The sequence below is a fragment of the Miltoncostaea oceani genome, assembly GCF_018141545.1.
Lineage (GTDB): Bacteria > Actinomycetota > Thermoleophilia > Miltoncostaeales > Miltoncostaeaceae > Miltoncostaea > Miltoncostaea oceani.
Window position 1 is genome coordinate 783552 of sequence record NZ_CP064356.1, and the last position, 25797, is coordinate 809348.

Here is a 25797-nt window from a genome sequence, read left to right on the forward strand (position 1 = left end):
CCTAGTACGGGGGCTGCGCCTGGTGCCAGTCGCCGATCGCCCGGAAGGCGTCCCAGAAGGCGCGCTTGGCGCCCTGCTCGTCGAGTGACGCGTCGATGTCGGGCACGTAGAGCGCCTCGATCGTCGGCGTCCACCGTTGCACGACGCCGGGCGTCGCGGACAGCGGCTCGGTGAGGGGGACCTCCAGGGCGGCGAGGGCCTCGACGACGCGCTCGCCCATCGGGACGATTAGGGACGGCTGCACGATGTGGACCTCACGCGCCAGCCAGGGGAGCGACTGCTCCGCGGCCTCGCGGTCGTCCACGTGGCGGCACTTGACGCAGAGGGTGCCGTAGAGCTGCAGCGGGTCGATGCCGAGGCGTTGCACGCTCTTCAGGATCGCGGTGCCCGCCCGGCCGAAGAACGCGACGCCCTCCTGGCGCTCCGCGAGGCTCGGGCCCCACTTGACCATCATGATCTCGGCCTGCGGGCTGCCGGAGCTCATCACGGGCAGCTCCGCCTCGGCGCGACACGCGTCGCACGCCGTGATCTCGTCGTTCAACGCGGCGATCTCGGCGATCGCACGCCGCTGGTACGCGTCCTGGATGTCCTCGGGCGTGCTGCCGGCCAGGCTCGTCGGAGCGGGGCGGCGGGTGCGCGAGGGCCGGCTGGGGCGCGGCGTGGGGGGCTCGGGGGTCATCTGCGGGGACGGTATTTAGCGGTGCCCTCGTTACTCCTGCCCGGGGCCGTTTCAGGACTCGTGCGAGCGATTGCGGCGTCCCCGTGCACGGGGCTCGCGCAGACGGCGCCCGACGCGCTCGGGCCACCCGATGCGGGCGTCGGTCAGGGCGTCGAGCAGATCCGACGGCCCCTCGAAGCGGCGGAGCTCGGTGACCGCGGCGCCGACGTCCTCGGGACGGCGTGCCCCGCTCGCGGCGACGACCAGGACGCCGAGGCGCCGCAACGTGCCCTCGTCGTCGTCCTCCCCGAGCTCGTGGCAGTCGATCTCGCCCTGGATGCGCCGCAGCACCTCCGCCGGCGGCACGTCCTCCGCGCCGGCGCGCGGCAGCAGCACCAGGCCGCCCTGGTCGCGCACGGCGGCGGCCGCCGACTCGGGCGACAGGCCGGGTGGGACGTCGTGCGACAGGTAGAGCCCGACGAGCACCCCGGCGGACGTCGCGATCTCCTGCCCGGGGACCACGGTCAGCCCCGCCGGCGCGAGGGCCGCGACGGCGGCGGCGAGGGCGACGCCCTCGGGCGCCGCGACCCCCACCACGTCGACGCCGCGCTCGACGCAGGCGGCCACGAGGCGCTCGGGCGACAGGTCGCGGCCCGGCCGCACGCGCAGGTCGGCGACGACGCGGCCGGCGCCGGCGGGGCGGCTGCGGGCGGCGAGCGCGGCCCGGTACGCCGCCTCGAGCTCGGCGGCGGCGTCGCCCCACGTGCGCGCCGCGGCGCGGGCGGCGGCGCGGCCGAGGACGGCGCGGCGCGGCGCGTCGCCCGCCAGCCCGGTGACCGCGGCGGCCCAGTCCTCGCGGCGGAAGGGGGGCAGCACCAGGCCGTCGCGTCCGTGCGCGACCAGCTCGTCGGTCGCGTGGCAGCGCGGAGCGATCACCGCGCGCCCGGCGGCGAGCGCCTCGCGCAGGACGGGGCCGTCCGCCTCGTCGGGGGCCGCGACGACGACGATGCCGGCGGCGGCGAGGATCGCGGCGCGCGCGGCGGGCCCGGGATCCGGCACGACGGTGACGTGGTCGCGGAGCGCCTTCGGGACGGCGGCGCGGGTGCGCCACGGGGCGTCGGCCGGGCCGATCAGGGTGACGGGCCCGACGGCGGCGGGGTCGAGGCCCCGCAGCACCGAGAGGCCGAACCGGGCGGCGACGCGGTCACGGCCGCGCGCCGCGATCACGAGGCCGGGGGCGCCGGGCGGGGGAGCGACGGGGGCGGCGGGCGACGCGCCCGGGGCGATGACGGCGTAGTCGCCGGGCAGCATCTGCGACAGCGCCCGCCGTCCGCCCGCGGTCGTCGCGATCCGCAGGTGCGCCCGCGCCAGCGCCCGGTCGACCAGGGGCCGCAGGAACGCGACGCCGACGAGGGGCTCCGCCCGGTGGAACGTGACCGCCGCGACCCCCGGCACGTGCCGCAGCGCCGCGAGCGCCGGGCTCGGGGCGAGGGGCTCGTGGAGGTGCACCACGTCGAAGACCGGCTGGGCGAGGGCGGTCTCGAGGGCCCCCGCCAGGTCGAAGGGCTCGCCCAGGCGCCTCCCCGCGCCCGCGGGGAGGGCCCGGCCGACCGCGACCTCCAGGACCTCGCCGGGCGCCGCGAGCAGGGCGTCGTGGTCGCCCGCGCCCGCCGCCGTCAGCCGGGCCCGTCCCGCGGCGATCCGCTCGCGGCGCGTGGCGGGCGCGAGGAGCGTCACCCGGTGCCCGCGCGCGGCGAGCGCGGCCGCCTCGGCCGCGACGTGGTGCGCGACGTCGTCCCGCGGCGGGAGGGCGTGCGGGCAGACCAGCGCGATGCGCAGGGTCGCGGTCATCGCCGGGCGGTCACCCGCCGCGTCCGTCGGACGCGCGCCACACCAGGGCGATGCGGTGCGCCGCGGTCATCAGGCTGAGGCCGGCGAGGACGACCATCAGCACCGGCATCACGTCGCCGACGCTGCCGAGGAAGAGGGCGGCGCCGACGATGACGAGCCGCTCCGGCCGGCCCATCAGGCCACCGCTCGACCCGGCGATGCCGAGGCCCTCGGCGCGGGCCCGGGCGTACGAGACGAGGAACGACGCCGTCAAGGCGGTGAAGCAGGCGGCGAGGGCCCAGTCGAGGCCGTCCTGCGCGACGGTGATGCCGATCGCGCCGAGGATGACGCCCTCCGCGAGGCGGTCGAGGGTGGAGTCGAGGAAGGCCCCGAACGCCGTGACCCGCCCCTGGTGGCGGGCGACGAGGCCGTCGAGGGAGTCGACCAGCCCGGACGCGATGAAGACGAGCGACGCGAGCACCCAGTAGCGCTCCAGCGCGAGCCACGCCGAGGCGCAGATCCCGAGGAATCCGATGATGGTGACGACGTTGGGCGTGATGCCGCTGCGGTCGACGATGCGCCAGACCGCGTCGGCGGTGCTCCGCCTCCCGGGCGACTCGGGATCGAGCTCGATCTGCGTGCTGATGGCGGTGGCTCCTGGGGCGGCGTGAGCGGCCGCGTCCCGCAGGACGGACCTCCTACGAGCGCGTCTAGGATAGCGGCGGATGCGCCTCTGCACCTTCCGCGACGCGAACGGCACCCGCCTCGGCGAGGTGCTCGGCGACGTCGTCCAGCCCCTCGCCGGGGCCGACGTCCGCGACGCCATCGGCGCCGCGGTCCCCGGTCCCGTGGGCGACCCCGTGCCGCTCGCCGATCTCGACCTCGTCGCCCCCCACCGCCCGGGCAAGGTGATCGGGATCGGCTGGAACTACCCCGACCACGCCCGCGAGATGGGCGGCCGCACCCTCGACGCGCCGGTCGTGTTCTCGAAGCTCGTCACCGCGATCACCGGGCCCTCCGCGCCCGTCGTGCGGCCCCCCTGGACCCGGGAGCTCGACTACGAGGGGGAGCTCGCGGTCGTCATCGGCCGCCGGGCGCGCGACGTCGCCCACGCGGACGCGCTCGACCACGTGTTCGGGTACGCCGTCATGAACGACGTCACCGCCCGCGACATGCAACGCGCCGAGCCGCAGTGGGTGCGGGCGAAGGGCGGCGACGGCTTCGGCCCGTTCGGCCCCTGGGTGACGACCCGCGACGAGGTGCCCGACCCCCAGGCCCTCGGCATCCGCACCTGGGTCAACGGGGAGCTGCGCCAGGACGGCTCCACCGCCGGCATGGCCTTCACCGTCGCGGACCTCGTCACCTGGTGCGCCGCCGCGGTGACCCTGGAGCCCGGCGACGTGATCGCCACCGGCACGCCCCCCGGCGTGGGCAAGGGGCGGGTCCCCCCGGTCTTCCTGCAGCCCGGGGACGTCGTGCGGATCACCGTCGACGGCCTCGGCACGATCGAGAACGCGATCCGATGACGCCCGAGGAGGCGCTCGCGCGCGTGCTCGCCGTCACCGGCATCAGCCTCCCCCGCGGGGTGCTGGGACCCGAGACCTGGGTGCTCGCCCGGGCGCTCTCGGCGGACGCCGACCCCGCCGCCGACCCGGCGCTGCTGGCGGGGGCCGCCTCCGCCGCGCACTGGCCCGAGCTGCGTGGTCCCATGGAGGCCGCCCTGCTGCGCGCCGCCGCGAGCGCGGCGCCCGAGGACGCCGAGGCGTTCGAGATCGTCCTGGAGTGGGCCGCCGACGAGGACCCCGACACGCCGCTCGCCCGGGCCCTCGCCGTGCGGGCCGCGACGGAGCTCGCCCTGGCCGACGCCCGGGCCCGCGGTCAGCTGCGCGCCGCCGAGCAGGCGGTCCGCGACGGAGGCGCGCCCGCCGCCGTCGCCGCGGCCACCGCCGCCGGCGCGATCGCCGCCGACCTGCTCGACCTCGACCCCGAGGACTTCGCCGTCGAGATCGCCGAGTACGTCGCCGCGGGGAGTCGGGCGGAGGACATCCCCGAGCTGGCCCGCACCACCGGCGACCCCGAGATCCGCGCGTGGGCGCGGTCCGCCGTCGCCCGCACCGACGCCCCCGACGCGCCGGAGGCGTCGGCGGGGGTGCGCCACCTCGCCTCGGGGGACCCGCCGGAGGACCCCGCCGAGGACCTCGTGTGGGTGCCGACCATCCTGGCGCTCACCCAGGAGGCGGTGGAGCGCTCCCTCGCCGAGGAGGCGTCCGCCGCCGAGGCCGCCGGGGAGGGCTGAGGCGCCGCCTCACGCCCGCCCGCCGGGGGAGGGCGCGAGCAGGTTCGGCCTTGGCGCCGCCTCGCGGAAGCCGGCGCGCAGGATGTTGCGGTAGGAGGGGCCGGCGGGCAGGCCGGTCTCCGTCACGAGGTGACGCACGCCCATCTCCGACGCCCGCGCGGCGCGGGCGGCGAACAGGGCCCCCTGCGCACCCCGGCCGCGGTGCTCCGGCAGCGTCGCCCCGAGCGTGAGCCACGCCGCGTCGCCATGGACGTACATCGCGGCGGCGCCGACCGGCACGCGCCCGTCGCGGGCGACCAGGCAGGTCCACCCGGGACGGCCGACGAGCGCGGCGAACCACGCCGACATCTCGGGCGCGAGTCCGAAGGCGGCGGCGACGACGCCCCCGAACGCCGACGCCTCCCCGTCCTCCGCGTCACCGACGCGGAGGCGCGTGGCGGGGGCGGGCACCGGGCCGGCCTCGCGGTGGAACGTCATCCACGGGCGGTGCGGCGTGTAGCCCCGGGCGGCCAGCAACGCGCCGAGGCCCTCCGCCGCGCCGGCGACCGCGACCGTGCTGCCCACCCCGAGGTCCGCGTAGAAGCGCGCCATCTCGTCGATGTCGCGCGCCGTGGCGGGGGCGGCCACCCCGATCCCGATCGCGTGGTTCAGCCAGTGGGTGCCGGTCACGGCGGCGCACCCCGTGCAGACGCCGTCGCCGAGGTCGAGGGACCGGAGGCCGTGGCGGGCCGCGAGCTCGGCCGGCGCGGCGCGCCACAGGCTGCGGTACCCCGCGACCTCGGCCCGCTGGCGGTGCGCCGCCGACGGGACCGGTGTGGCCACCGCCGCGGTCACGCCCACTCCATCGGGACGTAGCCGCTGGTGCGGGGGGCCGACGCGATCAGGACGGTGGCCGGCGCGTCGGCGTCGTTGCGGACCGTGCGCCGCGGGCGGGGGTCGAGCCGCACGAAGGTGCCCGCCGGGGCCGGGTGGTCGACGCCGTCGATGACCATGACGGCCGCGCCGCCCAGCACGAGGAACACCTCCTCCTGGTCCGAGGCGGTCTCGTCGTGTTCGGGGATGGCGGTGCCCGGCGCGATCTCGACGAGGTTCACGCCGAAGGACGTCAGCCCGAGCGAGCGGCGCACGAGCGACCACGCGCCGGTCCGCTCGAGGTCGTCGCGGTGGACGATGGTGAACACGGGGTGCCTCCTGTCCGGGGGGGTGGGGTCGGACCGAGCCTCGCCGGCCCCCGTCCCACCTGCGTCTCGGCGGCCGTCGCGTGCGCGTCCCGGGCGGTTACCCTCGGGTCATGGCGACCCCCCGCCCCGGCACGCGCGCCCACACCCGGGCGATCGTCGCCGCGCTCGCCGAGGCGTACGGGCCGCTGCCGTGGGTGCGCCGCCACGACCCCGTCAGCGAGCTGGTCACGACGCTGCTCAGCCACAGCACCACCGACGTCAACCAGGAGCGCGCGTTCGCGACGCTCCGTGAGCGCCTGCCCACCTGGGACGTCGTGCGCGCGGCCCCCGTCGAGGTGGTCGCCGACGCGGTGCGCGTCGCGGGACTCGCCGCGCAGAAGGCCCCACGGATCCAGGCGGCGCTCGACGCCGTCGCGGCGGACCCGCGCGGGGACGACCTCGAGTGGCTCGGCGCCGTCCCGCTCGACGAGGCGATGGCGTGGCTCACCGCCCTCGACGGCGTCGGCCCGAAGACCGCCGCGTGCGTCATGTGCTTCTCCTTCGGCGCGCACGTGGTGCCGGCCGACACCCACGTCCACCGCATCGCGCTCCGCACGCGCGTCGTCCCGCCCCGCGCCACCGCGACGGCCGCCCAGGAGCGCCTGACGCGGTGGACCCCCCCGGGGGAGGCGTTCGCCACCCACATGCGGCTGATCGCCCACGGCAGGACGGTCTGCACCGCCCGCGCGCCCCGCTGCGGCGGCTGTGCGCTGCTGCCGCTGTGCCCCACCGGGCGGCGCTCCGCGGCGACGGGGGCGACGCCGATCTGAATTGAGTCTGAACGACTCAAGTGTGGGTTGACATGGACCGACTTAGATCTACACTGATCACAGCGTCCCGTCCCACACACGGCGACCGGGTCCCGCCCGGCGCGAGGAGGCACCAGACACATGGCCAAGACGATCGGCATCGACCTCGGCACCACCAACTCCGCGGTGGCCGTCCTGACGGGCGGAGAGCCCGAGGTCCTCCCCAACGCCGAGGGCGGCCGGACCACCCCGTCGGTCGTCGGCTTCTCGAAGACCGGCGAGCGCCTGGTGGGGACCGTCGCCAAGCGGCAGGCGGTGACCAACCCCGAGAACACGATCTTCAGCGTCAAGCGCTTCATGGGCCGCAAGTACGCCGAGGTGGACGAGGAGATGACCATCGTCCCCTATGAGGTCGTCCGCGGCCAGAACGGCGACGCCCGCATCCGCGTCGACGACAAGGAGTTCAGCCCGCAGGAGATCAGCGCGATGATCCTGCAGAAGCTGAAGGCCGACGCCGAGGCCTTCCTCGGCGAGACGGTGACCGACGCGGTCGTGACCGTCCCCGCCTACTTCAACGACGCCCAGCGCCAGGCGACCAAGGACGCCGGCGTGATCGCGGGCCTCGAGATCAAGCGGATCATCAACGAGCCGACCGCGGCCGCGCTGGCCTACGGGCTCGACAAGGAGACCGACCAGACGATCCTCGTCTTCGACCTCGGCGGCGGCACGTTCGACGTGTCCGTGCTCGAGATCGGCGACGGCGTGTTCGAGGTGAAGTCCACCGCGGGTGACAACCACCTCGGCGGCGACAACTTCGACAAGGCGATCGTCGACTGGATGGCGGCCGAGTTCAAGCGCGACAACGGCATCGACCTGAGCATCGACAAGATGGCCCTGCAGCGCCTCTACGAGGCCGCCGAGAAGGCCAAGATCGAGCTCTCGACGACCACGTCGTCGCAGATCAACCTGCCGTTCATCACGGCGGACGCGAGCGGCCCGAAGCACCTCGACCTGCAGCTCACCCGGGCGAAGCTCGAGGAGCTGACCCGCGACCTGCTGGAGCGGCTCGTCGGACCGACCAAGAGCGCCCTCACCGACTCCGGCGTGAGCGACAAGATCGACCACGTCGTGCTCGTCGGCGGCATGACCCGCATGCCGGCCGTGCAGGAGCGCGTGAAGCAGCTCACCGGCCGCGAGCCCCACAAGGGCGTCAACCCGGACGAGGTCGTCGCCGTCGGCGCGGCCATCCAGGCGGGCGTGCTGTCGGGCGACGTCAAGGACGTCCTGCTGCTCGACGTGACCCCGCTGTCGCTCGGCATCGAGACCAAGGGCGGCGTGTTCACGAAGCTGATCGAGCGCAACACGACGATCCCGACGAAGAAGAGCGAGGTCTTCTCGACCGCGGACGACAACCAGAACCAGGTCGAGATCCACGTCCTGCAGGGCGAGCGCGAGATGGCGGCCTACAACCGCACCCTCGGCAAGTTCAACCTCGTCGGCATCCCGCCGGCCCCGCGCGGCGTGCCCCAGGTCGAGGTCACCTTCGACATCGACGCGAACGGCATCGTCCACGTCGGCGCCAAGGACCTCGGCACCGGGATCGAGCAGAAGATCGAGATCAAGGCCTCGAGCGGCCTCTCGGACGAGGAGATCACCAACATGGTGCGCGACGCCGAGTCGCACGCCGACGAGGACCGGCGCCTGCGCCGGGTCGCCGACGCCCGCAACGGCGCCGAGGCCCGGGTGCACGAGGCCGAGCGCCAGCTCAAGGACAACGGCGACAAGGTCGACGAGTCCGTGCGGCGCGACCTGCAGGGGGCGATCGACGCCGCCAAGACCGCGGCGGCGGGCGAGGACCCGGACGACATCGAGGCCAAGACCACGGCCCTGACCGAGGTGCTCCACCGCCTCTCCGAGCAGGTCTACGCGCAGGCGTCGGCCCAGCAGGAGGCCGCGGCGGGCAACGGCGCCGCCGACGACACCGTCGAGGACGCCGAGTACGAGGTCATCGACGAGGACGCCACGAAGGCGTCCTGACCACCACGACGCCACCACACACACGAGAGGAGGACGCCATGCCGGCAGTCGTGCGCTTCGACCCCTTCCGCGACATCACCAGCCTGCGGGACGAGATGAACCGCCTGTTCAGCAGGACCGTGGGCGACGGGGTGTCGTCGGGGTCCACCTGGACCCCCGCGGTGGACATCTTCGACACGGAGGACGCCATCGTCCTGAAGGCCGAGCTCCCCGGGCTCGGGACCGAGGACATCGACATCGAGATCGACGACAACGTCCTCACCCTGAAGGGCGAGCGGCGCTTCACCGACCCGGTCGACGAGGCGCGCTTCCACCGCCTCGAGCGGGCGTACGGGCACTTCCAGCGGAGCGTGACGCTGCCGCCGGCCGTGAAGGCGGACGAGATCTCCGCCGACATGGAGAACGGCGTGCTCACCGTGCGCGTCCCGAAGGCGGACGAGGTGAGGCCGCGCAAGATCGCCATCGCGGCGTCGGCGTGACGGAGGACCCGCAGGGGCGGGAGGGGGCGGCGGCGGAGGACGACCGCGAGGTCGGCACCGCCGCGCCGGCCGGCGCCGCGACGGAGGACGACGGGGCCGCCGTGGAGGCGGCCCCCGAGCCCACCGAGCTCGAGCGCGTGTCCGCGGAGCGCGACCAGTACCTCGACGCGCTGCAGCGGCTGAAGGCCGAGTTCGACAACTTCCGCAAGCGCAACGACCGCGAGCGCCAGACGGTGGCCCTCGGGGCGACCCGGGACGTCGTGCGCGGGCTGCTGCCCGTCATGGACAACCTGGAGCGCGCCGTGGCGGCCCTCGGCGACCAGGGCGAGGGCATCGTCGCCGGTCTCGAGATGGTGCGCGGCCAGCTGGCCGGGCTCCTCACCGGGCACGGCGTCGAGGAGATCCCCGCCCACGGCGAGGCGTTCGACCCGATGGTGCACGAGGCGATCGCGACGGTCCCGTCCCCGGGGCACCCCGAGGGCACGGTCGTCGAGGTCGTGGAGAAGGGCTACCGCCAGGCGGAGCACGTCCTGCGGCCGACCCGCGTCGTTATCGCGGCCCGGCCCGCCGAGTAGGAGACAGGTGCAGGACCACTACGAGACATTGGGCGTCGGTCGCACCGCGACCGCCGACGACATCAAGAAGGCGTACCGGAAGCTGGCGCGCGTCCACCACCCGGACGCGAACCCCGGCGACGCCTCGGCGGAGGAGCGCTTCAAGGAGATCTCCCACGCCCACGACGTGCTGTCGGACCCCGCCAAGCGCAAGGAGTACGACGACCGCCTGCGCTTCGGCGGGCGCATGCCCAACGGCGCCGGCGGCGCCGCGGGGGGCGCCGACATGGGCGGCTTCGGTGACTTCGCCGACATGTTCTCGAGCATCTTCCGCACCGCGAAGGGCGGGCGGACGACGACCGAGCCGCCGGCCGCCCGACGCGGCGCCGACGTCGAAGTCGAGGTGAACCTCTCGTTCGACCAGGCGATGGCGGGCGCCCAGGTGCCGGTGTCCGTCGAGACGCCCGTCGCCTGCGCCGACTGCTCCGGCACCGGGGCGAAGCCGGGCACCAGCCCGCGCCTCTGCCCCGAGTGCAAGGGCCGCGGCGTGCGCGGCCGCGACGGCGGGGCGTTCGCGTTCAGCGAGCCGTGCCCGCGGTGCGGCGGCAACGGGACCGTCATCGACGACCCGTGCCCGACGTGCGGCGGCTCGGGCAGCACCCACACGCGCACCCAGATCAAGGTGAAGATCCCGCCGGGCGTCAAGGACGGCACCCGTGTGCGGTTGAAGGGCAAGGGCCAGGCGGGGACCCGCGGCGGCCCCGCGGGCGACCTGCAGGTGCTGACCCGCGTCGCGCCCAGCCGGCTCTACACGCGCAAGGGCGACGACCTCGTGCTGAACGTGCCCGTGACGTTCGCCGAGGCGGCGCTCGGGGCGCAGGTCGAGGTCCCGACGCTGGAGGGGCGGGTCAAGCTGACCGTGCCCCCGGGCAGCCCCGACGGCCGTGCGCTGCGGCTCGCCGGCAAGGGCGCCCCGCGCCTGAAGGGCGGTGGCCGCGGCGACCTGATCGCGACGCTGCGCCTCGACGTGCCGCGCGAGCTGTCCGACAAGCAGCGCAAGGCCCTCGAGAAGTACGCCGAGCTGGACGGACGCGACCCACGGGAGACGTTGTTCTCGTGAGCACCCGGGGCACCCAGGAGCGGGTCTTCCTGATCGGCATCGCCGCCGAGCTCGCCGGCATGCACCCGCAGACGCTGCGCGTCTACGAGCGCCGCGGCCTGATCACGCCACGCCGGACGGCGCGCAACACGCGCGTCTACTCCGAGCGCGACGTGGCGCTGCTGCGGCGGATCCAGGAGCTGTCGGAGGCCGGCCTCAACCTGGCCGGGGTGGAGCGGGTGCTCGACCTGGAGGGCCGCCTCGCCCGGGCCGAGCGGCGGTGCCGGGACCTGCGGGACGAGATGGACCGGATGCGGGAGGACCACCGGCGCGACCTCGCCGCCGCGCGCGCCGCGCGCGGGCAGCTCGTGGTCACGGTGCGGGGCGAGACCGCCCTCGCGCCGCGGCACACACCGGTCGTGCGGACGAGGACGACGAGGGGGACGATCTGATGGCCGTTGACAAGCCGACCGAGAAGGCCCAGGAGGCCATCGCCGCCTCCGCATCGATCGCGGGGGACCGGGGCAACCCCGTCGTGGAGCCCGACCACCTGCTCCAGGCGCTGCTCGACGCGCGGGAGGGCGTCGTCGAGCCGGTGCTGCAGCGCGCGGGGGCCGACCTGACGGGCCTCCGGGCCGACACCGGCGCCGCCATGGGCCGCCACCCCCAGGTCAGCGGCTCGCCGACCGGCGCCCAGCTCTCCAACCCGTACCGGGCCGTGCTGCGCCGCGCCGGCCGCGAGGCGGAGGGGCTCGGCGACGAGTACATCTCGACGGAGCACCTGCTGCTCGCGCTCGTCGAGGAGCCGTCGCCCGCCCGCGAGGCGCTGCGCGCCAACGGCGTCACCCGCGAGGGGCTGCTGAACGCCCTCCGCGTCGTGCGCGGCTCGGCCCGCGTCACCGACCCGAACCCCGAGGACAAGTACCAGGCCCTCGAGCAGTACGGCCGCGACCTCACCGAGGCCGCCGAGTCGGGCGCCCTCGACCCCGTCGTCGGCCGCGACGAGGAGATCCGCCGCGTCATCCAGGTGCTGTCGCGCCGCACGAAGAACAACCCGGTCCTGATCGGGGAGCCGGGCACCGGCAAGACCGCGATCGTCGAGGGGCTCGCCCAGCGCATCGTCGCGGGCGACATCCCCGAGGGCCTCGCCGGCAAGCGCGTGATCGCGCTCGACGTCGGCGCCCTGCTCGCCGGCGCCAAGTACCGCGGCGAGTTCGAGGACCGGCTGAAGGCCGTCCTCAAGGAGATCGAGGACGCCGCCGGCGAGGTGATCCTCTTCATCGACGAGCTCCACACCATCGTCGGCGCGGGTGCGGCGGAGGGCGCCGTCGACGCGGCCAACCTGCTGAAGCCGATGCTCGCCCGCGGCGCCCTGCGCGCCGTCGGCGCGACGACCCTCGACGAGTACCGCAAGTACGTCGAGAAGGACGCCGCCCTCGAGCGGCGCTTCCAGCCCGTGAACGTCGGCGAGCCGTCGGTGGAGGCGACCGTCGCGATCCTGCGCGGCCTGAAGGAGCGATACGAGGTGCACCACGGCGTCCGCATCCAGGACGGCGCCCTCGTGGCCGCCGCCCGGCTGTCGGACCGCTACATCACCTCCCGCTTCCTCCCCGACAAGGCCATCGACCTGATGGACGAGGCCGCGAGCCGCCTGCGCATCGAGATCGACTCGGTCCCGGCGGAGCTCGACCAGGTGCAGCGGCGCGTCATGCAGCTCGAGATCGAGCTGCAGGCCCTCGAGGCCGAGACGGACACCGGCTCGGCCGGGCGCCGCGACGCGATCCGCGAGGAGCTCGCGACCCTGCGCGAGGAGGGCGACGCGATGCGCGCCCACTGGGACCAGGAGAAGGCCACCATCGGCCGGATCCGCGCGATCAAGGAGCAGATCGAGGCGGCCCGCCAGGAGCTGGAGCGCGCCGAGCGCGAGGCCGACCTGGAGGGCGCCGCCCGGCTGCGCTACGGCACCCTGCCCGAGCTGGAGAAGGCCCTCGTCACCGCCAACGACGAGCTCGCGGAGCAGCAGGTCACGCGCCGGATGCTCAAGGAGGAGGTCGACGAGGAGGACGTCGCCGAGGTCGTCGCCGCGTGGACCGGCGTCCCCGTCAGCCGCCTCCTGGAGGGCGAGGTCGAGAAGCTCCTCCACATGGAGGAGCGCCTCCACGAGCGCGTCATCGGCCAGGACGAGGCGGTCGCCGCCGTCGCCAACGCGCTGCGCCGCGCCCGGGCGGGCCTCTCCGACCCGGACCGGCCGATCGGCTCGTTCATCTTCCTCGGGCCGACCGGTGTCGGGAAGACGGAGCTCGCCCGTGCGCTCGCCGAGTTCATGTTCGACGACGAGCGGGCCATGGTCCGCATCGACATGAGCGAGTACATGGAGCGCCACTCGGTGGCCCGCCTCATCGGCGCGCCCCCCGGCTACGTCGGGTTCGACGAGGGCGGCCAGCTCACCGAGGCCGTCCGCCGCCGGCCGTACGCGGTGCTGCTGCTCGACGAGATCGAGAAGGCCCACGCCGACGTCTTCAACGTGTTGCTGCAGCTCCTCGACGACGGCCGCCTCACCGACGGCCAGGGCCGCGTCGTGGACTTCACGAACACCGTCGTGATCATGACGAGCAACATCGGCAGCCAGTTCCTCACCGACGGCATCGCCGAGGACATCGCCGAGGAGCGGGTGATGGGCGCCCTGCGCGACCACTTCCGCCCCGAGTTCCTCAACCGGGTCGACGAGATCGTGCTGTTCGGCCGCCTCGGCCGCGAGCAGCTCCACGCGATCGTGCGCCTGCAGGCCGCCCGCCTGCGGGGACGCCTCGCGCTGCGGGGGGTGGAGCTGGAGATCACCCCCGCCGCCGCCGACCTGCTCGCCCGCGACGGCTACGACCCGGCCTACGGGGCGCGCCCCCTCAAGCGGCTCGTGCAGCGCCGGATCGAGAACCCGCTCGCGCAGAGGATGCTGGCCGGCGAGATCCGCGACGGCGACCACCTGGTGGTCGACGCCGACGGGGACGAGCTGACCTTCACCGTCGGCGCCCCCGCGGGCGCCTCGGCCTAGGCGGTCCAGCCCCCCGGGTCCGCGTCGCCGTGGCCGGCGGCGCGGGCCAGGGCGCGCCGCCACGCCCGCTCGTCGTCCGGCAGCACCGGCTCGGGCGCCGACCAGTGGACGGCGGTCGCCTCCGCCCCGTGCACGACGACGGCGAGGCGCTGGCGCCGCGTCCCGCCCGGGAGGGTGCGGTCGGGGCGGGTGCGCTCCAGCGCCGGGCGCGCGCCCGCGGCGATCTCGTGGGCCGGCGGGTGCCCGTCGCCCCAGCGCACCAGGTAGGGCCCCGCCTCCGCCGCCGGCATCACGACCGTCCGGACGATCCGGCCCGCCGACGGGTCGTGCGGCTCCGGCTCGTACGGGTGCGGGTCGGCGGGCCCGGCGAGCGGGGCGACCGGCTCGACGCCGTGCGCGCCCGGGGTGACGGGCGCCGGCGGCAGGTGGTACCGCATGCCCCTGTCATCGGCCGCGCGCGGCCGGTCCACGACCCCCCGCGGCGGTCAGTCGCGGGTGGCGACCGCCCCGAGCCCGCTGAGCACCCCGCCGATCGCGGCGACGGCGGCGAGGTAGAGGCCGAACTGGCGCGACAGGAACTCCGCCGGTTCCGGCATCACCAGGAACCGGTACCCCACCAGTCCCGCCGCGACCGCCGCCGCGACCACCATCGTCCACGCGAGGGCGTCGGCCTGGCGCTCCGACAGGGCGATGACGCCGCGGTCGTCGAGCAGCGTCGCGGCCGCCGCGCCGGCGAGGACCACACCGAGCACGAGGGTGACCCGGGCCACCGTCGTCGCGTCCCAGCCGCTCGCGCTCGTCGCGGAGAACGGCGGGCCGAGGTTGGTGGCGTACCACGGCAGCAGCACCCCGACGACCACCGCGAGGCCGCAGACCAGGCCCACGAAGGCGGGTCCGGCCGAGGTGCCGGCGCGCGGTGCGCGCGCGCTCGGTATGGCGGGGCGTCGGGCCGGGGGCATCGCCGCCCACGGTACCGGGCCCCGCCACCCCCCGTGCGCCCGCTCGTCTAGTCTTGCCCGTCGTGTCACGCAGACCGGACTTCTTCATCCTCGGCGCCCCCAAGTGCGGCACCACGGCCCTCAGCGAGTACCTGCGTCAGCACGAGCGGGTGTTCGTGTCCACGCCGAAGGAGCCCCACTACTTCTGCGAGGACTTCGACTACTACTACGCGCCCGGCCGGCGGTCGCTGTCGCACTACCTGCGCCTCTACGACGGGGCCGGTGACGACCACCTCGCCGTCGGGGAGGCGTCGGTCTGGTACCTCTACTCGCAGACCGCCGCCCGCGAGATCATGCGGTTCGACCCCCGGGCGCGGGTGATCGTGATGGTGCGCAACCCGGTGGAGCTGGTCCCGTCGCTCCACTCCCAGATGAGCTACATGCTCGACGAGCGCGAACCCGACGTGGAGGCCGCGTGGCGGCTCCAGGCGGCGCGCGCCCGGGGCGAGTCGCTCCCCGCGACGGTCCGCGTGCCGGAGTTCCTGCAGTACGGGGAGGCCGCGAAGCTCGGCGCCCAGCTGCGCCGCGTGTACGACCACGTGCCGGCCGACCAGGTGAAGGTGCTCGTCTTCGACGACCTCCGCGCCGACACCGGGGCCGTCTACCGCGACACGCTCGACTTCCTCGGCGTGCCCGACGACGGACGCACCGACTTCCCCCGCGTCAACGAGAACAAGGTCCACCAGCGCGCCGCGGTCGCCCGCTTCACCCAGCGCCCGCCGTCGGCCCTCGTCGCCGTCGCGAAGGGCGTGAAGCGCGTCGCGCGCGTCGAGCGCCTCGGCGTCCTCGACCGGGTGCGGCGGTCCAACCGGCAGGTCGCCCGCCGGCCGGAGATCTCGCCGGAGTTCGCCGAGGAGCTGAAGGACCACTTCCGCGACGACGTCCGCGACCTCGGCGAGCTCATCGGCCGCGACCTGAGCTCCTGGACCGACTAGGGGGGCGGTGCCCGCGCTGACGAGCGGGGCGGGTGTCGCGGTGCTGGTCGCCGCGATCCTCGCGTTGGACGCGCTCATCTGGTTCGGCGTCGTGCGGCCCCGGATCCGGGCGCGGAGGGACGCCGCCCGCGCCGACGCGGCCGTGGCCCTCGGGGGCGAGCCCCCGGTGCGTGAGGGGGACGTCCGCTCGCTCGGAGAGCTGACCCGCGGACGTGCCCAGGTCCGCGGCACCGGCCACCTGGCCGTCACCGACGACGCCATCGTCTTCACGCTCGCCGTCCCGCGCCGGACGCTGCGGATCCCGCGCGACCACGTCACGGGCGTCGAGGAGGTCCGGACCCACCTCGGCAAGTGGGTCGGCCGGCCGGTGCTGCGCGTCGACTTCCTGCGGGAGGACGGGCAGCCCGACGCGATCGCGTTCGACGTCGGCCGGGACCGCGAGGGGTGGCGGTCGGCCCTCACCCCGGGGTGACCGGGCAGCGGGTGGTACTCTCGGCCCACCCCGGTTCAGCGGCGCCCAAGGAGTCCGGACAGTGCCGACCTACATCCTCCTCAGCACCCTCAGCCCGCACGGCGTGGGAACGCTCAAGGCGAACCCGCAGCGCCTCCTCGAGGTCAACGCCGAGGTCGAGCAGATGGGCGCGAAGGTGGTCCAGCAGTGGGCGGTCCTCGGCCCCTACGACTTCGTGAACATCGTCGAGGCGCCGGACGAGAAGGTCATCGCCCGGGTGTCGGTCGAGCTGGCGGCGCGCGGGACGGCGCACTTCCAGACGCTCACCGCGATCCCCGTCGATGAGTTCCTCTCCCTCCTGAAGTGAGCGCCGCCCGCCGCCGGGGGCGCTGGCTGCTCGCCGGGGGCGTCATCGGCGTGGCCCTGACGCCCGGCGCCCGCCGGGCCGGGCTCGGCCTGCGGGCACGGGTCACGCGGCTCGGTCGCTCGGCCGGCGACCCCGTCGCACCGTTCCGCGAGGCCCCCTGCTACGCCCGCGACCGCACCGTGCCGGACGCCCCCCGCACGGAGGAGGCGGCGCGATAGGCGCCACCTGGCGGGCCGAGGTGCTGGTGCCGACGCACCGCATCGTGTTCGCCCTCCGGGACGGGGAGGTCGTGGAGATGCGCGCCCCCTCGACCGTCGGCACGTTCGGCGCCTACCGCACGTTGCCGGATGCGGTCCACGGGATGATCGCGTGGCCGAACACCGTCCTGCTGAGCGGCCCGGAGACGGTGGTGGTCGACCCGGGCTACGCCACCCAGGGCGACGTGCTCGAGGGGGCCCTCCGCGCCCGCGGCCTCGCCCCCGACGACGTGCGCACGGTCCTGATGACGCACCTGCACTCCGACCACGTCTCGGCCCTCCCCCAGCTCGGTGAGGTCGACCTGCACGTCCACGAGATCGAGCTGCGGGAGCCCCACGCCCACGCCGGACGCGGCGCCCGCGACCGCGCCCGCGGGCGGCCCATGACCGGTGAGGCCGGCGAGGTCCTGCCGGGGGTGCGGTGGATCCTGACCCCCGGGCACACCGAGGGGCACGTCGTCTTCCTCGTCGACACCGACGACGGGGTCACCGCGATCGCCGGTGACACCCTCGGCCCCGACCCCGCCTGGTTCGCCGCGATGGACCTCCCGGAGGGCTTCCCGCGACGCGACGACCACCTCGCCGCGTTCCGCGCCATCCGCGCGCAGGACCCGGCGGTCGTGATCCCCGGCCACACGCCGCCCGTGCGGCTCGCCGGCGGGTGAGCGCCCGGGGGTCGTCCGGCAGGGCTCGGCGCCCGCGACGTCGAATGCCCCCGGCGACCGCGTTCCACCGCCATCGCACCGACCGAGGAGTGTTCACGTGAACTCGCTCACCCGCGAGCAGAGGATGCTGGGCGCCGCGGGCGCCTGCGTCCTCTTCATCATCAGCCTGTTCTTCTCGTGGTACGGCACCGGTGATCTCACCGTCAGCGGCCAGGACGTCGTCCCGTCCTGGTGGATCCTGCTGATCTTCGCCGCCTGCGCCGCCGCGCTGCTCGCCGCCGACGCCTTCAACTTCGAGCTCCCGGCCGTCATCAGCCCCGCTGCCTGGGCGGCGTACCTCACCAGCGTCACGTTCATCGTGACCCTGATGATCTTCCTCGAGGGCGGCAGCGGCTTCGGCCGCAAGTTCGGCCTCTTCCTGGCCCTGCTGTTCTCCCTCGTCGCCGTCGTGCTCGCCGTCGTCCACTGGCGCGAGGAGGCGAAGTAGACTCGTCCCTCCGCTCCCCCCGACCAGGAAGGGGAACCCGATGGGACTCGTCGACAAGGCCCGCGACGCCGCGAAGAAGGCGGCGGAAGCCGCCCAGAAGGGCGCCGGCGAGGCGCGCGACAAGGCGCAGGAGCTCGGTCTCCGCCGCAGGATGAACGCGTTGGCGGAGGACCTCGGTCACGTGGTCGTCCGCCAGCGCGACGGCGAATCCGGCCTCGACGCCGAGGTCGACCGCCTGGTCTCCGAGATCCGCGCCGCGCGCGCGGAGATCGAGGCCCTCGAGGAGGAGTAGCCGGGGCCGCCCGCCCCTACGGGCGGGCGGGACGCGGCCGCGGCCGCGGCGGCGCCTTCAGCGTCACGGGCCGCACGAGGCCCGACAACCCGAGCCGCCCGCGCGTCTCGACGGTCACCTCGACCGGCCCGGAGACCACGGCCCCGCGGACGCGCCGGTTCCACCCGATGACGTGGGTGCCGGGGCGCAGCGGGCGGCCGCTGGCGATGGTCGCGATCGGCGCGCCCGAGGTGGACCGCACCCGCACCGTCACCCGCGCCCGCGCGAGGAGGCGGAAGCGGACGGCGAGGCGCGCCGTCACCCTCCGGCCCGACCGCGTCGCGTTCGACGAGGCGTTCAGCGAGGACAGCGTCCGGTCGAAGATGATCCGGCGCCGCTGCTCCGTGACGCCGGAGCCGTCGTCGGGGACGTGGCGGGCGACGACCACGTAGACGCCGTCGCCGAGGCGCAGGCGCCGCGGGTCGAGGTTCACGGCGGCGGCGCCCGGGCCGACCCGGCCCTCCCACAGCCGGCGCGTCGGCCGGCCGGACTTCCTCGCCACGGTCACCCGGGCCGTCCCCGGGCGGGTCGCACGCACGACCAGCGTCGTCGCGTCGTCGACGCGGTCCGCGTTGGCGGACAGGCGGAACGGCGGTGGCTCGACGGTGACGCCGTCGTACGACATGACGACCGCGTTGCTCAGGCTCCGCGGACCCGACCAGGGGATGACGAGCTCGTCGCGCACCGCGAGCTGGGCGCTGCCGCCGGCGTCCATGGCGACAGCCGTGCGGGCGCCGAGGCCCGCCATGAGCGTCGCCTGCTCCGGGATCGTGACCCCGGGGCTCCCCTGCGCGGGGCCCTCCGCGGTCACGAACAGCCGCGTGCCGTCGCCGGTCTGCCCGACCGCGGACCGCGAGGTGCGCGCCCCCGTCTGGGCGCTCGTGAAGCCCTCGCCGGCGCCGGGGATCGGCGAGCCGTTGCGCACGAGCGCCGGGCCCCCGCCGATGGCGTCGAGCGCCCCCGCGGGGAGGGCCGCGATGGCGGCCGTGACGGTCACGCGGCGGCCGAGCGGGAGGTCGGCCACGAGTGCCGTCCCGGCCGACCCGACGCCGGTCAGCACCATGTGCCCCGCGCCGATCGTCATGCCGCCGCCCGAGCCGGTCGCGATGACCGTGCCGCTGACCGGCGTGCTCGGCGCGAGGGGCGACGGCGCGTCGAGGCGGATCCGGACCTCGTACCGCGAGCCCCCGGCGGGGGTCGTCGCCGACCCGAGGGCCGGGGTGTAGACGATGGTCTCGCTGCCGCGCTTCGCCGGGCGGTTCACGCCCTGGAACGTGCGCGGCACGAACGTGGTCGCCCCCGCCGGGTCGATCGCCTGGAACCGGCCCTGCATGGCGAGCACGACGGCGTCGAGGCCGCCGCCCGGCAGCATCACGAGGGCCGAGCGGCTCGCCTCCGGTTCGTGGACGAGGTCGCCGCCGGCGAGGAACACCCCGCTCGGGTCGTTCGTGGTGTAGCTGAAGAAGTCCCCGTTGATGCCGGCGACCGCCCCCGACCCGAGGCGCGCGCTCATCGCGCCGGTGAGCGATCCGCGCCGCACCGGCGATCCCCCGAGCAGCACCGGCGCGAGGCTGACGCGCGGGCCGAGGGGCGCCCGCACGACGTGGACCACCTGCCCGCGCCCCTGCACGATCCGCTGGTACCCGACCCCGGGGGCGACCTCCTGGATGGCCGGCGGCTTCGGGGGCGGCAGCGCCTCGACCGGCGCCGCGGCGGCGGCGCCGGGCACGGCGAGGAGGACGGCGAGCGTGGTGAGGCGGGTCCGTGACATGGCCGCGAACCCAATCACGTGACGGCGACGTCACACAGGAGGGCGGGCCCCGCGACGTCTGCGAGACTCGCGCCGTGACCATCGCCCTCCTGACGGTCGCCGTCGGCGCGCTCGTCGTCGCCGCCGTGCTCGGCGTCGCCGCGCGCCGGGCCGCCCGGGAGGCCTCCGCCGCCCGGTCCGAGGCCGCCGCCGCGGTCGCCGCCGCCGCCGTCGCGGAGGGGCGGCGCCACCAGCTCCTGGAGGGCCTGCCGTTCACGACGCTGCGCGTCGACCGCGACGCGCGGGTGGTCGAGGCGAACCGCGCGGCGCTCGGGCGGTTCCCCTTCCTCGACCGGGGGATGGGCGTCCTCGAGTCGTTCAGCGAGCACGAGCTGGCCGGCCGGGTGCAGTCCGCCCTCGACGGCATGACCGCCGAGCGCTTCGAGGTGCGGCTGTTCGCCGACGGCCGGCGCACCTACCGCGTGGCGGTCGAGCCGTACGAGGTGGGGGACACCCGCGAGGCCCTCGTCTTCCTCACCGACGCGAGCGAGGCCGCCGACTACCAGGAGCTGCGGTCGCAGTTCGTCGCGAACGTCTCCCACGAGCTGCGGACGCCGTTGACGGGGTTGCGGGCGCTGCTGGAGGCCCTCGACGACCCCGCGATGGACGAGGGCACCCGCCGCGACTTCGTGGGGCGCGCGTCGCGCGAGACGGCGCGCCTGGAGGCCCTGATCGCCGACATCCTGTTCCTCTCGGAGCTGGAGGCGACCCAGGGGATGCCCTCCGGCGCGCGCAGCGACCTGGCCGTCGCCGCCGCGGCCACCGCGCAGGAGCTCGCCCCGGCCGCGGCCGAGCAGCGCGTCCGGCTCGTCGTGGACGGCGACGGCGAGGCGTGGACGCCCCTCACCGAGCGCATGTCCCGCACCGTCGTGCGGAACCTCCTCGAGAACGCGGTGAAGTACGCCGGCCACGGCGCGACGGCGCGGGCGACGGTGCGCCGGCGCGGCGACGACGTGGTCCTGACGGTGTCCGACGACGGGGCCGGCATCCCCGAGATGCACCTGCCGCACGTCTTCGAGCGCTTCTACCGGGCGGATCCGTCGCGGTCGAAGCGCATGGGCGGCACCGGCCTCGGGATGTCGATCGTGAAGCACATCGCCGAGCGCTTCGGGGGGACCGCCGAGGCCACGTCCCGGGAGGGCTTCGGCACCACCGTCACGATCACGATCCCGGCCCCGGAGGACGCGGACGGCCGCTGAGGGCGGCCCGTGATAGCGTCCCGCGTCGCCGTATGGCCGTGCCCCTCATGGACATCCAGGCCCAGTACGGGCCCCTCCGCGCCGAGCTCGACGCCGCACTCGCGGGCGTCCTCGACAGCGGTCGCTTCATCCTCGGTCCCGAGGGCCGCGCCCTGGAGGCCACGGTCTCGGAGCGCCTCGACGGGCGCCCCTGCGCCGGCGTCGCCAACGGCACCGACGCGCTCGTCATCGCGCTGAACGCCCTCGACGTCGGTCCGGGCGACGAGGTCATCACGACCCCGTACACGTTCTACGCGACCGCCGAGGCCATTGCGCGGGTCGGCGCCACCCCCGTCTTCGCGGACATCGACCCGGTCACGTACTGCCTCGACCCGGCGAAGGTGCGCGAGCGGATCGGCCCCCGCACGAAGGCGATCCTCCCGGTCCACATCTTCGGCCACCCCGCCGACATGCCGGCGATCATGGAGATCGCGCGGGAGCACGGCCTCGTCGTCGTCGAGGACTCCGCGCAGGCGTTCGGCGCCCGGACCGCCGAGGGCGAGATCGGGACGTTCGGCGACGCCGCGACCTTCAGCTTCTTCCCCACGAAGAACTTCCCGGGGATGGGCGACGGCGGCATGGTCGTCTGCCGCGACGAGGCCCTCGCCGACCGGGTGAAGCGGCTGCGCTTCCACGGCTCGAAGGACAAGGTCGTGTTCGAGGAGGTCGGCTACAACTCGCGGCTCGACGACCTGCAGGCCGCGATCATCCGCGTCTTCTACCCGCACCTCGACGGGTGGAACGCCGCGCGCGCGCAGGCCGCCGCCTGGTACGCGGAGGAGGGGCTCGGCGACGTCATGGCGCTGCCCGCCACCGCCGAGGGCGCCCGCCACATCTTCCACCTCTACATGGCCCGCCACCCGCGGCGCGACGACATCCGCGCCGGGCTGGCCGAGGCCGGCGTCGCGAGCGCCGTCTACTACGGCATCCCGATGCACCTGCAGCCCGTCTTCGCGGGCCTCGGGTACACGGCCGGCGACCTGCCGGTGGCCGAGGAGGCCGCCGCGAGCGCCCTCGCGCTGCCGATGCACCCGAACCTCACGCGCGACGACGTCGCCGAGGTGGTCGCCGCCGCGAGCCTCGCCCTGGAGCGCGCCGGCGCCGCGTCGTCCCCGTAACCCGCGGCGCGAGGTGACCGGCCCGTGAGGATCTGGGTCGACATCACCAACTCGCCGCACGCGGTCATCTTCCGCCCGCTGATCGCGCGCCTGCGCGACCGAGGTCACGAGGTGACGGTGACCGCCCGCGAGTTCGCCCAGACGATCGGGCTGCTCGACCGCTTCGGGATCGCCCACACCAGCATCGGCGCGCACGGCGGGGGCGCGCCGCGCGACAAGGCCCGCGCGATGGCCGGGCGGTCGTCGGCGCTGGTGCGCTTCGCCCGCCGCGAGCGCTTCGACCTGGCCGTCGCCCACGGCAGCACCGACCAGCCGATCGCGGCGCGCCTCGCGGGCACCCCCCAGGTCACGATGTTCGACTACGAGTACGCCACCGCGATGCACCACTGGAACGGCCGGTGGGCGACGCGGGTGCTGGTGCCCGCCGCGATCCCCGAGGAGGCCCTCGCCCGCTACGGCATGCGGCCCCCGAAGCTGGTGCGCTACCCGGGGCTGAAGGAGGAGTACTACCTCGCCGACCACGCCGTCGACCCGGGCGTGGTGACCGAGCTGGGGCTCGACCCCGACGGCGTGATCGCGGTCCTGCGCCCGCCGCCCGAGGTCACGCTCTACCACCGCGGCGCCTCGACCGACCTCTTCGCCGCGACCCTCGCCCGGCTGCTCGACGCGGCCCCCGGCGTGCAGACGGTGGTGCTGCCGCGCACCGCCGAGCAGCGCGCGTCCCTGGAGGGGACCGCCGCGATCGTGCCGCCCGGGCCGATCGACGGGCCGAGCCTCGTGGCGGCCGCCGACCTCGTCGTCAGCGCCGGCGGGACGATGAACCGCGAGGCCGCGGCCCTCGGCGTCCCCGCCTACACGCCGTTCGCCGCCCGCCTCGGCGCCGTCGACCGCGCCCTGATCGCCGACGGCCGCCTGCGGCGCCTCGAGGCCCCCGGCGACGTCGTGCTCGAGCGCCGCGCCCGCGGGGCGGCGCCGCCGCTGCGCGACCCCGAGATCCTGATCGACCTGATTCTCGGGGCCGTCCGGGGTAGAGTGGAGCCCTCGTGAGCCGTGCTCCACTCAACTGGAGCCCCCGGGCGTTCGCTCACCGTGCCGCGCAGATCGCGGTCGATACGGGGCTCGTCGTGGCCGCCTACTGGCTGGCCTTCTACTTCCGCTTCGACGGCAACGTCCCCGGTCGGTACGAGCGGCTGTTCGCCGCGACCGTCGGCATCGTGGTCGTCATCAAGCTGGCGACCTTCGTCGCGATGCGCTTCTACACCAAGTGGTGGCGCTTCACGAGCCTCCGCGACCTCCAGGCGATCGTCCTCGCCGCGGCGGTGTCGAGCCTGCTCGTCACGGCCGTCCTGTCGCAGTGGCGCCCCGGCGACGTCGTCCCGATCCCCCGCGGCGTCCTGCTCTTCGACCTGGTCCTGACGCTCACCCTGATCGGCGGCGCCCGGTTCGCGGTGCGCAGCGTCATCGAGCGCCCCCCGCGCACGGAGCTGGTGTCGAGCGGCCGTGAGGTGCTGATCTGCGGCGCCGGCGACGCCGGCAACACGCTGCTGCGGGAGATGAAGCGCAACCGCGACCTCGGGTACACGCCCGTCGGCCTGATCGACGACGACCCCCGCAAGCGCCGCCTCCGCGTGCAGGGCACCCGGGTGCGCGGCACCCGCGCCGACCTGCCCCGCGTGCTGCGCGAGGTGCACGTCGACGAGGTCATCATCGCCATGCCGTCGGCGTCGGGGCGCACCCGCCAGGAGATCGTCGAGGTCTGCCGCCAGGCCGGCGTGAAGTGCACGACCCTGCCGGGCCTGCCGGAGCTGATCACCGGCGAGGTGGGCGTCAGCCTGCTGCGCGAGGTCCGCGTCGAGGACGTCCTCGGCCGCGCCCCCGTCGAGATCGACTTCGCCCGCGTCGCCCGTTACCTCAACGGCCGGTCGGTGCTCGTCACCGGCGCCGGCGGCTCCATCGGCCGCGAGCTGTGCCGCCAGGTCGCCGCGATCGGCGCCCGCCGCCTCGTGATGGTCGACCACGCCGAGAACAACCTCTTCGAGATCGACATGGCGCTGCGCGAGCGCGGCCACGCGGGGATGCTCGTCCCGGTCATCGCGGACTGCAAGGACGAGGTCGCGATGGAGCGCGTCTTCGCGACCGAGCGCCCCGAGATCGTGTTCCACGCCGCGGCGTACAAGCACGTGCCGATGATGGAGCTCAACCCGCTGCAGGCCGTGGCGAACAACGCGATCGGCACGTCGGTGCTCGCGAACCTGTCGGAGCGCTTCGGCGTCGACCGGTTCTGCCTGATCTCGACCGACAAGGCCGTGGAGCCGAAGACCGTGATGGGCGCCTCGAAGGCGCTGGCCGAGCGCGTCATCGAGGCGCGCGGCGCCGGCGCCTCCCCGACGCGCTTCGCGGCCGTCCGGTTCGGCAACGTGCTCGGCAGCTCCGGCTCCGTGCTCCCGATCTTCCAGCGCCAGATCGAGCAGGGCGGGCCGGTGACGGTCACGCACGCCGAGATGACGCGCTTCTTCATGACGATCCCCGAGGCGGTCCAGCTCGTGATCGAGGCGACCGGCATCGCCGACGGCGGTGACATCTTCGTCCTCGAGATGGGCGAGCCGGTCCGGATCATGGACCTGGCCGAGCGCATGATCGAGCTGTCCGGGCACCGTCCCGGTCAGGACATCGCGATCGAGGTGGTGGGTATCCGACCCGGCGAGAAGCTCCACGAGGAGCTGTTCAACGTGGACGAGGAGGTGGTCTCGACGCGCTACGGCAAGATCCGCCGCGCGACCCGGCCCGCCTTCGACCCGGACGAGCTGCACCGCGGTCTCGCGGAGCTGCAGCGGCGCGTCCGGACCGGCCGGCCCGAGCCGGTGGTCGACGCCCTGTGGGCCGCACTGCGCGGCGGCAGGGGCGACGGCGCCGGCGGCGAAGGATCGATCCCGCACACCTCCACGACCACCGAGGAGCGTCCATGACCGTCATCACACTCACCGAGGCCGAGCGGCTCCCCGCCGGCGCCTCGCCGGTCGCTCCCTGGGGCCTGCTGTCGCGTGTCCACCGCCCGTGCCCCGACCACGCCGGCGAGTGCCGCTGCGTCGGCCGCAACGACGACGAGGGCGCCCTCGTCTTCTGGTGCGAGCGCGAGGAGCACCACTTCCGCGCACGCTAGGGGCGGGGC

General features: G+C 75.2%; 29 protein-coding genes. 21 read left to right on the plus strand and 8 right to left on the minus strand.

All coding sequences use genetic code 11. The annotated features are described in order from the left end of the window. Position 1 precedes the first annotated feature (1 nt). Genes IU369_RS03915 through IU369_RS03925 form a run of 3 tightly spaced genes read right to left on the minus strand, consistent with a single transcriptional unit; the run spans position 2 to position 3227 of the window. A complete protein-coding gene (locus IU369_RS03915; protein WP_217923260.1) occupies positions 2–679 on the minus strand; it encodes a uracil-DNA glycosylase family protein in 678 nt (225 codons plus the stop codon). 51 nt (positions 680–730) lie between these two features. Continuing rightward, positions 731–2509, minus strand: coding sequence for a glycosyltransferase (locus tag IU369_RS03920; protein ID WP_217923261.1), 1779 nt, complete (start codon positions 2507–2509; stop codon positions 731–733). A 10-nt stretch (positions 2510–2519) separates the two neighbouring features. Continuing rightward, positions 2520–3227: a CDP-alcohol phosphatidyltransferase family protein gene (locus IU369_RS03925; RefSeq protein WP_217923262.1), complete on the minus strand. Its 708-nt coding sequence runs from the start codon at positions 3225–3227 to the stop codon at positions 2520–2522. On the opposite strand from IU369_RS03925, the gene IU369_RS03930 reads away from it, so the two are divergent. Both IU369_RS03930 and IU369_RS03935 read left to right on the plus strand, forming a co-directional pair. Continuing rightward, a complete protein-coding gene (locus IU369_RS03930) occupies positions 3214–4014 on the plus strand; it encodes a fumarylacetoacetate hydrolase family protein (RefSeq protein ID WP_217923263.1) in 801 nt (266 codons plus the stop codon). The genes IU369_RS03925 and IU369_RS03930 overlap by 14 nt on opposite strands. After that, positions 4011–4784, plus strand: coding sequence for a hypothetical protein (locus IU369_RS03935; RefSeq protein WP_217923264.1), 774 nt, complete (start codon positions 4011–4013; stop codon positions 4782–4784). Before IU369_RS03930 ends, IU369_RS03935 begins: the two co-directional genes overlap by 4 nt. 9 nt (positions 4785–4793) lie before the next feature. Here the strand turns inward: IU369_RS03935 and IU369_RS03940 are convergent, their stop codons facing one another. Then, a complete protein-coding gene (locus IU369_RS03940; protein ID WP_217923265.1) occupies positions 4794–5618 on the minus strand; it encodes a GNAT family N-acetyltransferase in 825 nt (274 codons plus the stop codon). Continuing rightward, on the minus strand, positions 5615–5965 hold the full coding sequence (locus IU369_RS03945) for a cupin domain-containing protein (RefSeq protein ID WP_217923266.1): 351 nt from the start codon (positions 5963–5965) through the stop codon (positions 5615–5617). The genes IU369_RS03940 and IU369_RS03945 overlap by 4 nt, the downstream gene beginning before the upstream one ends. Positions 5966–6075: 110 nt before the next feature. Between IU369_RS03945 and IU369_RS03950 the strand changes: the two genes are divergently transcribed. The 7 genes from IU369_RS03950 (at position 6076) to clpB (ending at position 13971) form a co-directional block, all read left to right on the plus strand. After that, positions 6076–6774: an endonuclease III domain-containing protein gene (locus IU369_RS03950; RefSeq protein ID WP_217923267.1), complete on the plus strand. Its 699-nt coding sequence runs from the start codon at positions 6076–6078 to the stop codon at positions 6772–6774. 120 nt (positions 6775–6894) lie between these two features. Next, positions 6895–8790 carry a molecular chaperone DnaK gene (gene dnaK / locus IU369_RS03955; RefSeq protein WP_217923268.1) on the plus strand — a complete coding sequence of 632 codons (1896 nt, stop codon included), beginning with the start codon at positions 6895–6897 and terminating at the stop codon, positions 8788–8790. Positions 8791–8828: 38 nt separating this feature from the next. After that, positions 8829–9269, plus strand: coding sequence for an Hsp20/alpha crystallin family protein (locus IU369_RS03960; protein ID WP_217923269.1), 441 nt, complete (start codon positions 8829–8831; stop codon positions 9267–9269). Then, the gene (locus IU369_RS03965) at positions 9266–9844 is read left to right on the plus strand and encodes a nucleotide exchange factor GrpE (RefSeq protein WP_217923270.1); all 579 of its coding nucleotides are present in this window, start codon (positions 9266–9268) and stop codon (positions 9842–9844) included. The genes IU369_RS03960 and IU369_RS03965 overlap by 4 nt, the downstream gene beginning before the upstream one ends. 7 nt (positions 9845–9851) lie before the next feature. Continuing rightward, on the plus strand, positions 9852–10943 hold the full coding sequence (gene dnaJ / locus IU369_RS03970; protein ID WP_217923271.1) for a molecular chaperone DnaJ: 1092 nt from the start codon (positions 9852–9854) through the stop codon (positions 10941–10943). After that, entirely contained in the window at positions 10940–11374 is a 435-nt protein-coding gene (locus IU369_RS03975) for a heat shock protein transcriptional repressor HspR (RefSeq protein WP_217923272.1), read from the plus strand. The genes dnaJ and IU369_RS03975 overlap by 4 nt, the downstream gene beginning before the upstream one ends. Beyond that, positions 11374–13971, plus strand: a complete 2598-nt coding sequence (gene clpB / locus IU369_RS03980) for an ATP-dependent chaperone ClpB (RefSeq protein ID WP_217923273.1) — start codon at positions 11374–11376, stop codon at positions 13969–13971. The genes IU369_RS03975 and clpB overlap by 1 nt, the downstream gene beginning before the upstream one ends. On the opposite strand, the gene IU369_RS03985 is transcribed toward clpB, so the two are convergent. Both IU369_RS03985 and IU369_RS03990 read right to left on the minus strand, forming a co-directional pair. After that, the gene (locus IU369_RS03985; RefSeq protein ID WP_217923274.1) at positions 13968–14408 is read right to left on the minus strand and encodes a hypothetical protein; all 441 of its coding nucleotides are present in this window, start codon (positions 14406–14408) and stop codon (positions 13968–13970) included. The genes clpB and IU369_RS03985 overlap by 4 nt on opposite strands. A gap of 48 nt (positions 14409–14456) precedes the next feature. Further along, the gene (locus tag IU369_RS03990; protein WP_217923275.1) at positions 14457–14930 is read right to left on the minus strand and encodes a hypothetical protein; all 474 of its coding nucleotides are present in this window, start codon (positions 14928–14930) and stop codon (positions 14457–14459) included. 62 nt (positions 14931–14992) lie between these two features. Between IU369_RS03990 and IU369_RS03995 the strand changes: the two genes are divergently transcribed. The 7 genes from IU369_RS03995 (at position 14993) to IU369_RS04025 (ending at position 18423) form a co-directional block, all read left to right on the plus strand. Further along, positions 14993–15904: a sulfotransferase domain-containing protein gene (locus IU369_RS03995; RefSeq protein ID WP_217923276.1), complete on the plus strand. Its 912-nt coding sequence runs from the start codon at positions 14993–14995 to the stop codon at positions 15902–15904. Positions 15905–15911: 7 nt separating this feature from the next. Beyond that, positions 15912–16376: a hypothetical protein gene (locus IU369_RS04000; protein ID WP_217923277.1), complete on the plus strand. Its 465-nt coding sequence runs from the start codon at positions 15912–15914 to the stop codon at positions 16374–16376. A gap of 61 nt (positions 16377–16437) precedes the next feature. Continuing rightward, positions 16438–16722 carry a GYD domain-containing protein gene (locus IU369_RS04005; RefSeq protein WP_217923278.1) on the plus strand — a complete coding sequence of 95 codons (285 nt, stop codon included), beginning with the start codon at positions 16438–16440 and terminating at the stop codon, positions 16720–16722. Continuing rightward, positions 16719–16940, plus strand: a complete 222-nt coding sequence (locus IU369_RS04010) for a hypothetical protein (protein WP_217923279.1) — start codon at positions 16719–16721, stop codon at positions 16938–16940. The genes IU369_RS04005 and IU369_RS04010 overlap by 4 nt, the downstream gene beginning before the upstream one ends. A 26-nt stretch (positions 16941–16966) precedes the next feature. Then, complete coding sequence (locus IU369_RS04015; protein WP_217923280.1) at positions 16967–17644, plus strand: MBL fold metallo-hydrolase; 678 nt, start codon at positions 16967–16969, stop codon at positions 17642–17644. A 97-nt stretch (positions 17645–17741) separates the two neighbouring features. Further along, positions 17742–18131, plus strand: coding sequence for a hypothetical protein (locus IU369_RS04020; RefSeq protein WP_217923281.1), 390 nt, complete (start codon positions 17742–17744; stop codon positions 18129–18131). 40 nt (positions 18132–18171) lie between these two features. After that, positions 18172–18423, plus strand: coding sequence for a hypothetical protein (locus IU369_RS04025; RefSeq protein WP_217923282.1), 252 nt, complete (start codon positions 18172–18174; stop codon positions 18421–18423). 16 nt (positions 18424–18439) lie between these two features. On the opposite strand, the gene IU369_RS04030 is transcribed toward IU369_RS04025, so the two are convergent. Further along, positions 18440–20233, minus strand: coding sequence for a phosphodiester glycosidase family protein (locus tag IU369_RS04030; protein WP_217923283.1), 1794 nt, complete (start codon positions 20231–20233; stop codon positions 18440–18442). A 74-nt stretch (positions 20234–20307) separates the two neighbouring features. Between IU369_RS04030 and IU369_RS04035 the strand changes: the two genes are divergently transcribed. The 5 genes from IU369_RS04035 to IU369_RS04055 are packed head-to-tail and all read left to right on the plus strand — an operon-like array spanning position 20308 to position 25788. Further along, complete coding sequence (locus IU369_RS04035; RefSeq protein WP_217923284.1) at positions 20308–21471, plus strand: sensor histidine kinase; 1164 nt, start codon at positions 20308–20310, stop codon at positions 21469–21471. A 32-nt stretch (positions 21472–21503) separates the two neighbouring features. Then, positions 21504–22628 (plus strand): DegT/DnrJ/EryC1/StrS family aminotransferase, encoded by a 1125-nt coding sequence (locus IU369_RS04040; protein WP_217923285.1) that lies wholly within the window; start codon positions 21504–21506, stop codon positions 22626–22628. A 24-nt stretch (positions 22629–22652) separates the two neighbouring features. Further along, positions 22653–23675 (plus strand): DUF354 domain-containing protein, encoded by a 1023-nt coding sequence (locus IU369_RS04045; protein WP_217923286.1) that lies wholly within the window; start codon positions 22653–22655, stop codon positions 23673–23675. Continuing rightward, positions 23672–25594 carry a polysaccharide biosynthesis protein gene (locus IU369_RS04050; protein ID WP_217923287.1) on the plus strand — a complete coding sequence of 641 codons (1923 nt, stop codon included), beginning with the start codon at positions 23672–23674 and terminating at the stop codon, positions 25592–25594. Before IU369_RS04045 ends, IU369_RS04050 begins: the two co-directional genes overlap by 4 nt. Beyond that, positions 25591–25788: a hypothetical protein gene (locus tag IU369_RS04055; protein WP_217923288.1), complete on the plus strand. Its 198-nt coding sequence runs from the start codon at positions 25591–25593 to the stop codon at positions 25786–25788. Before IU369_RS04050 ends, IU369_RS04055 begins: the two co-directional genes overlap by 4 nt. The last annotated feature ends 9 nt before the right edge of the window (positions 25789–25797 follow it).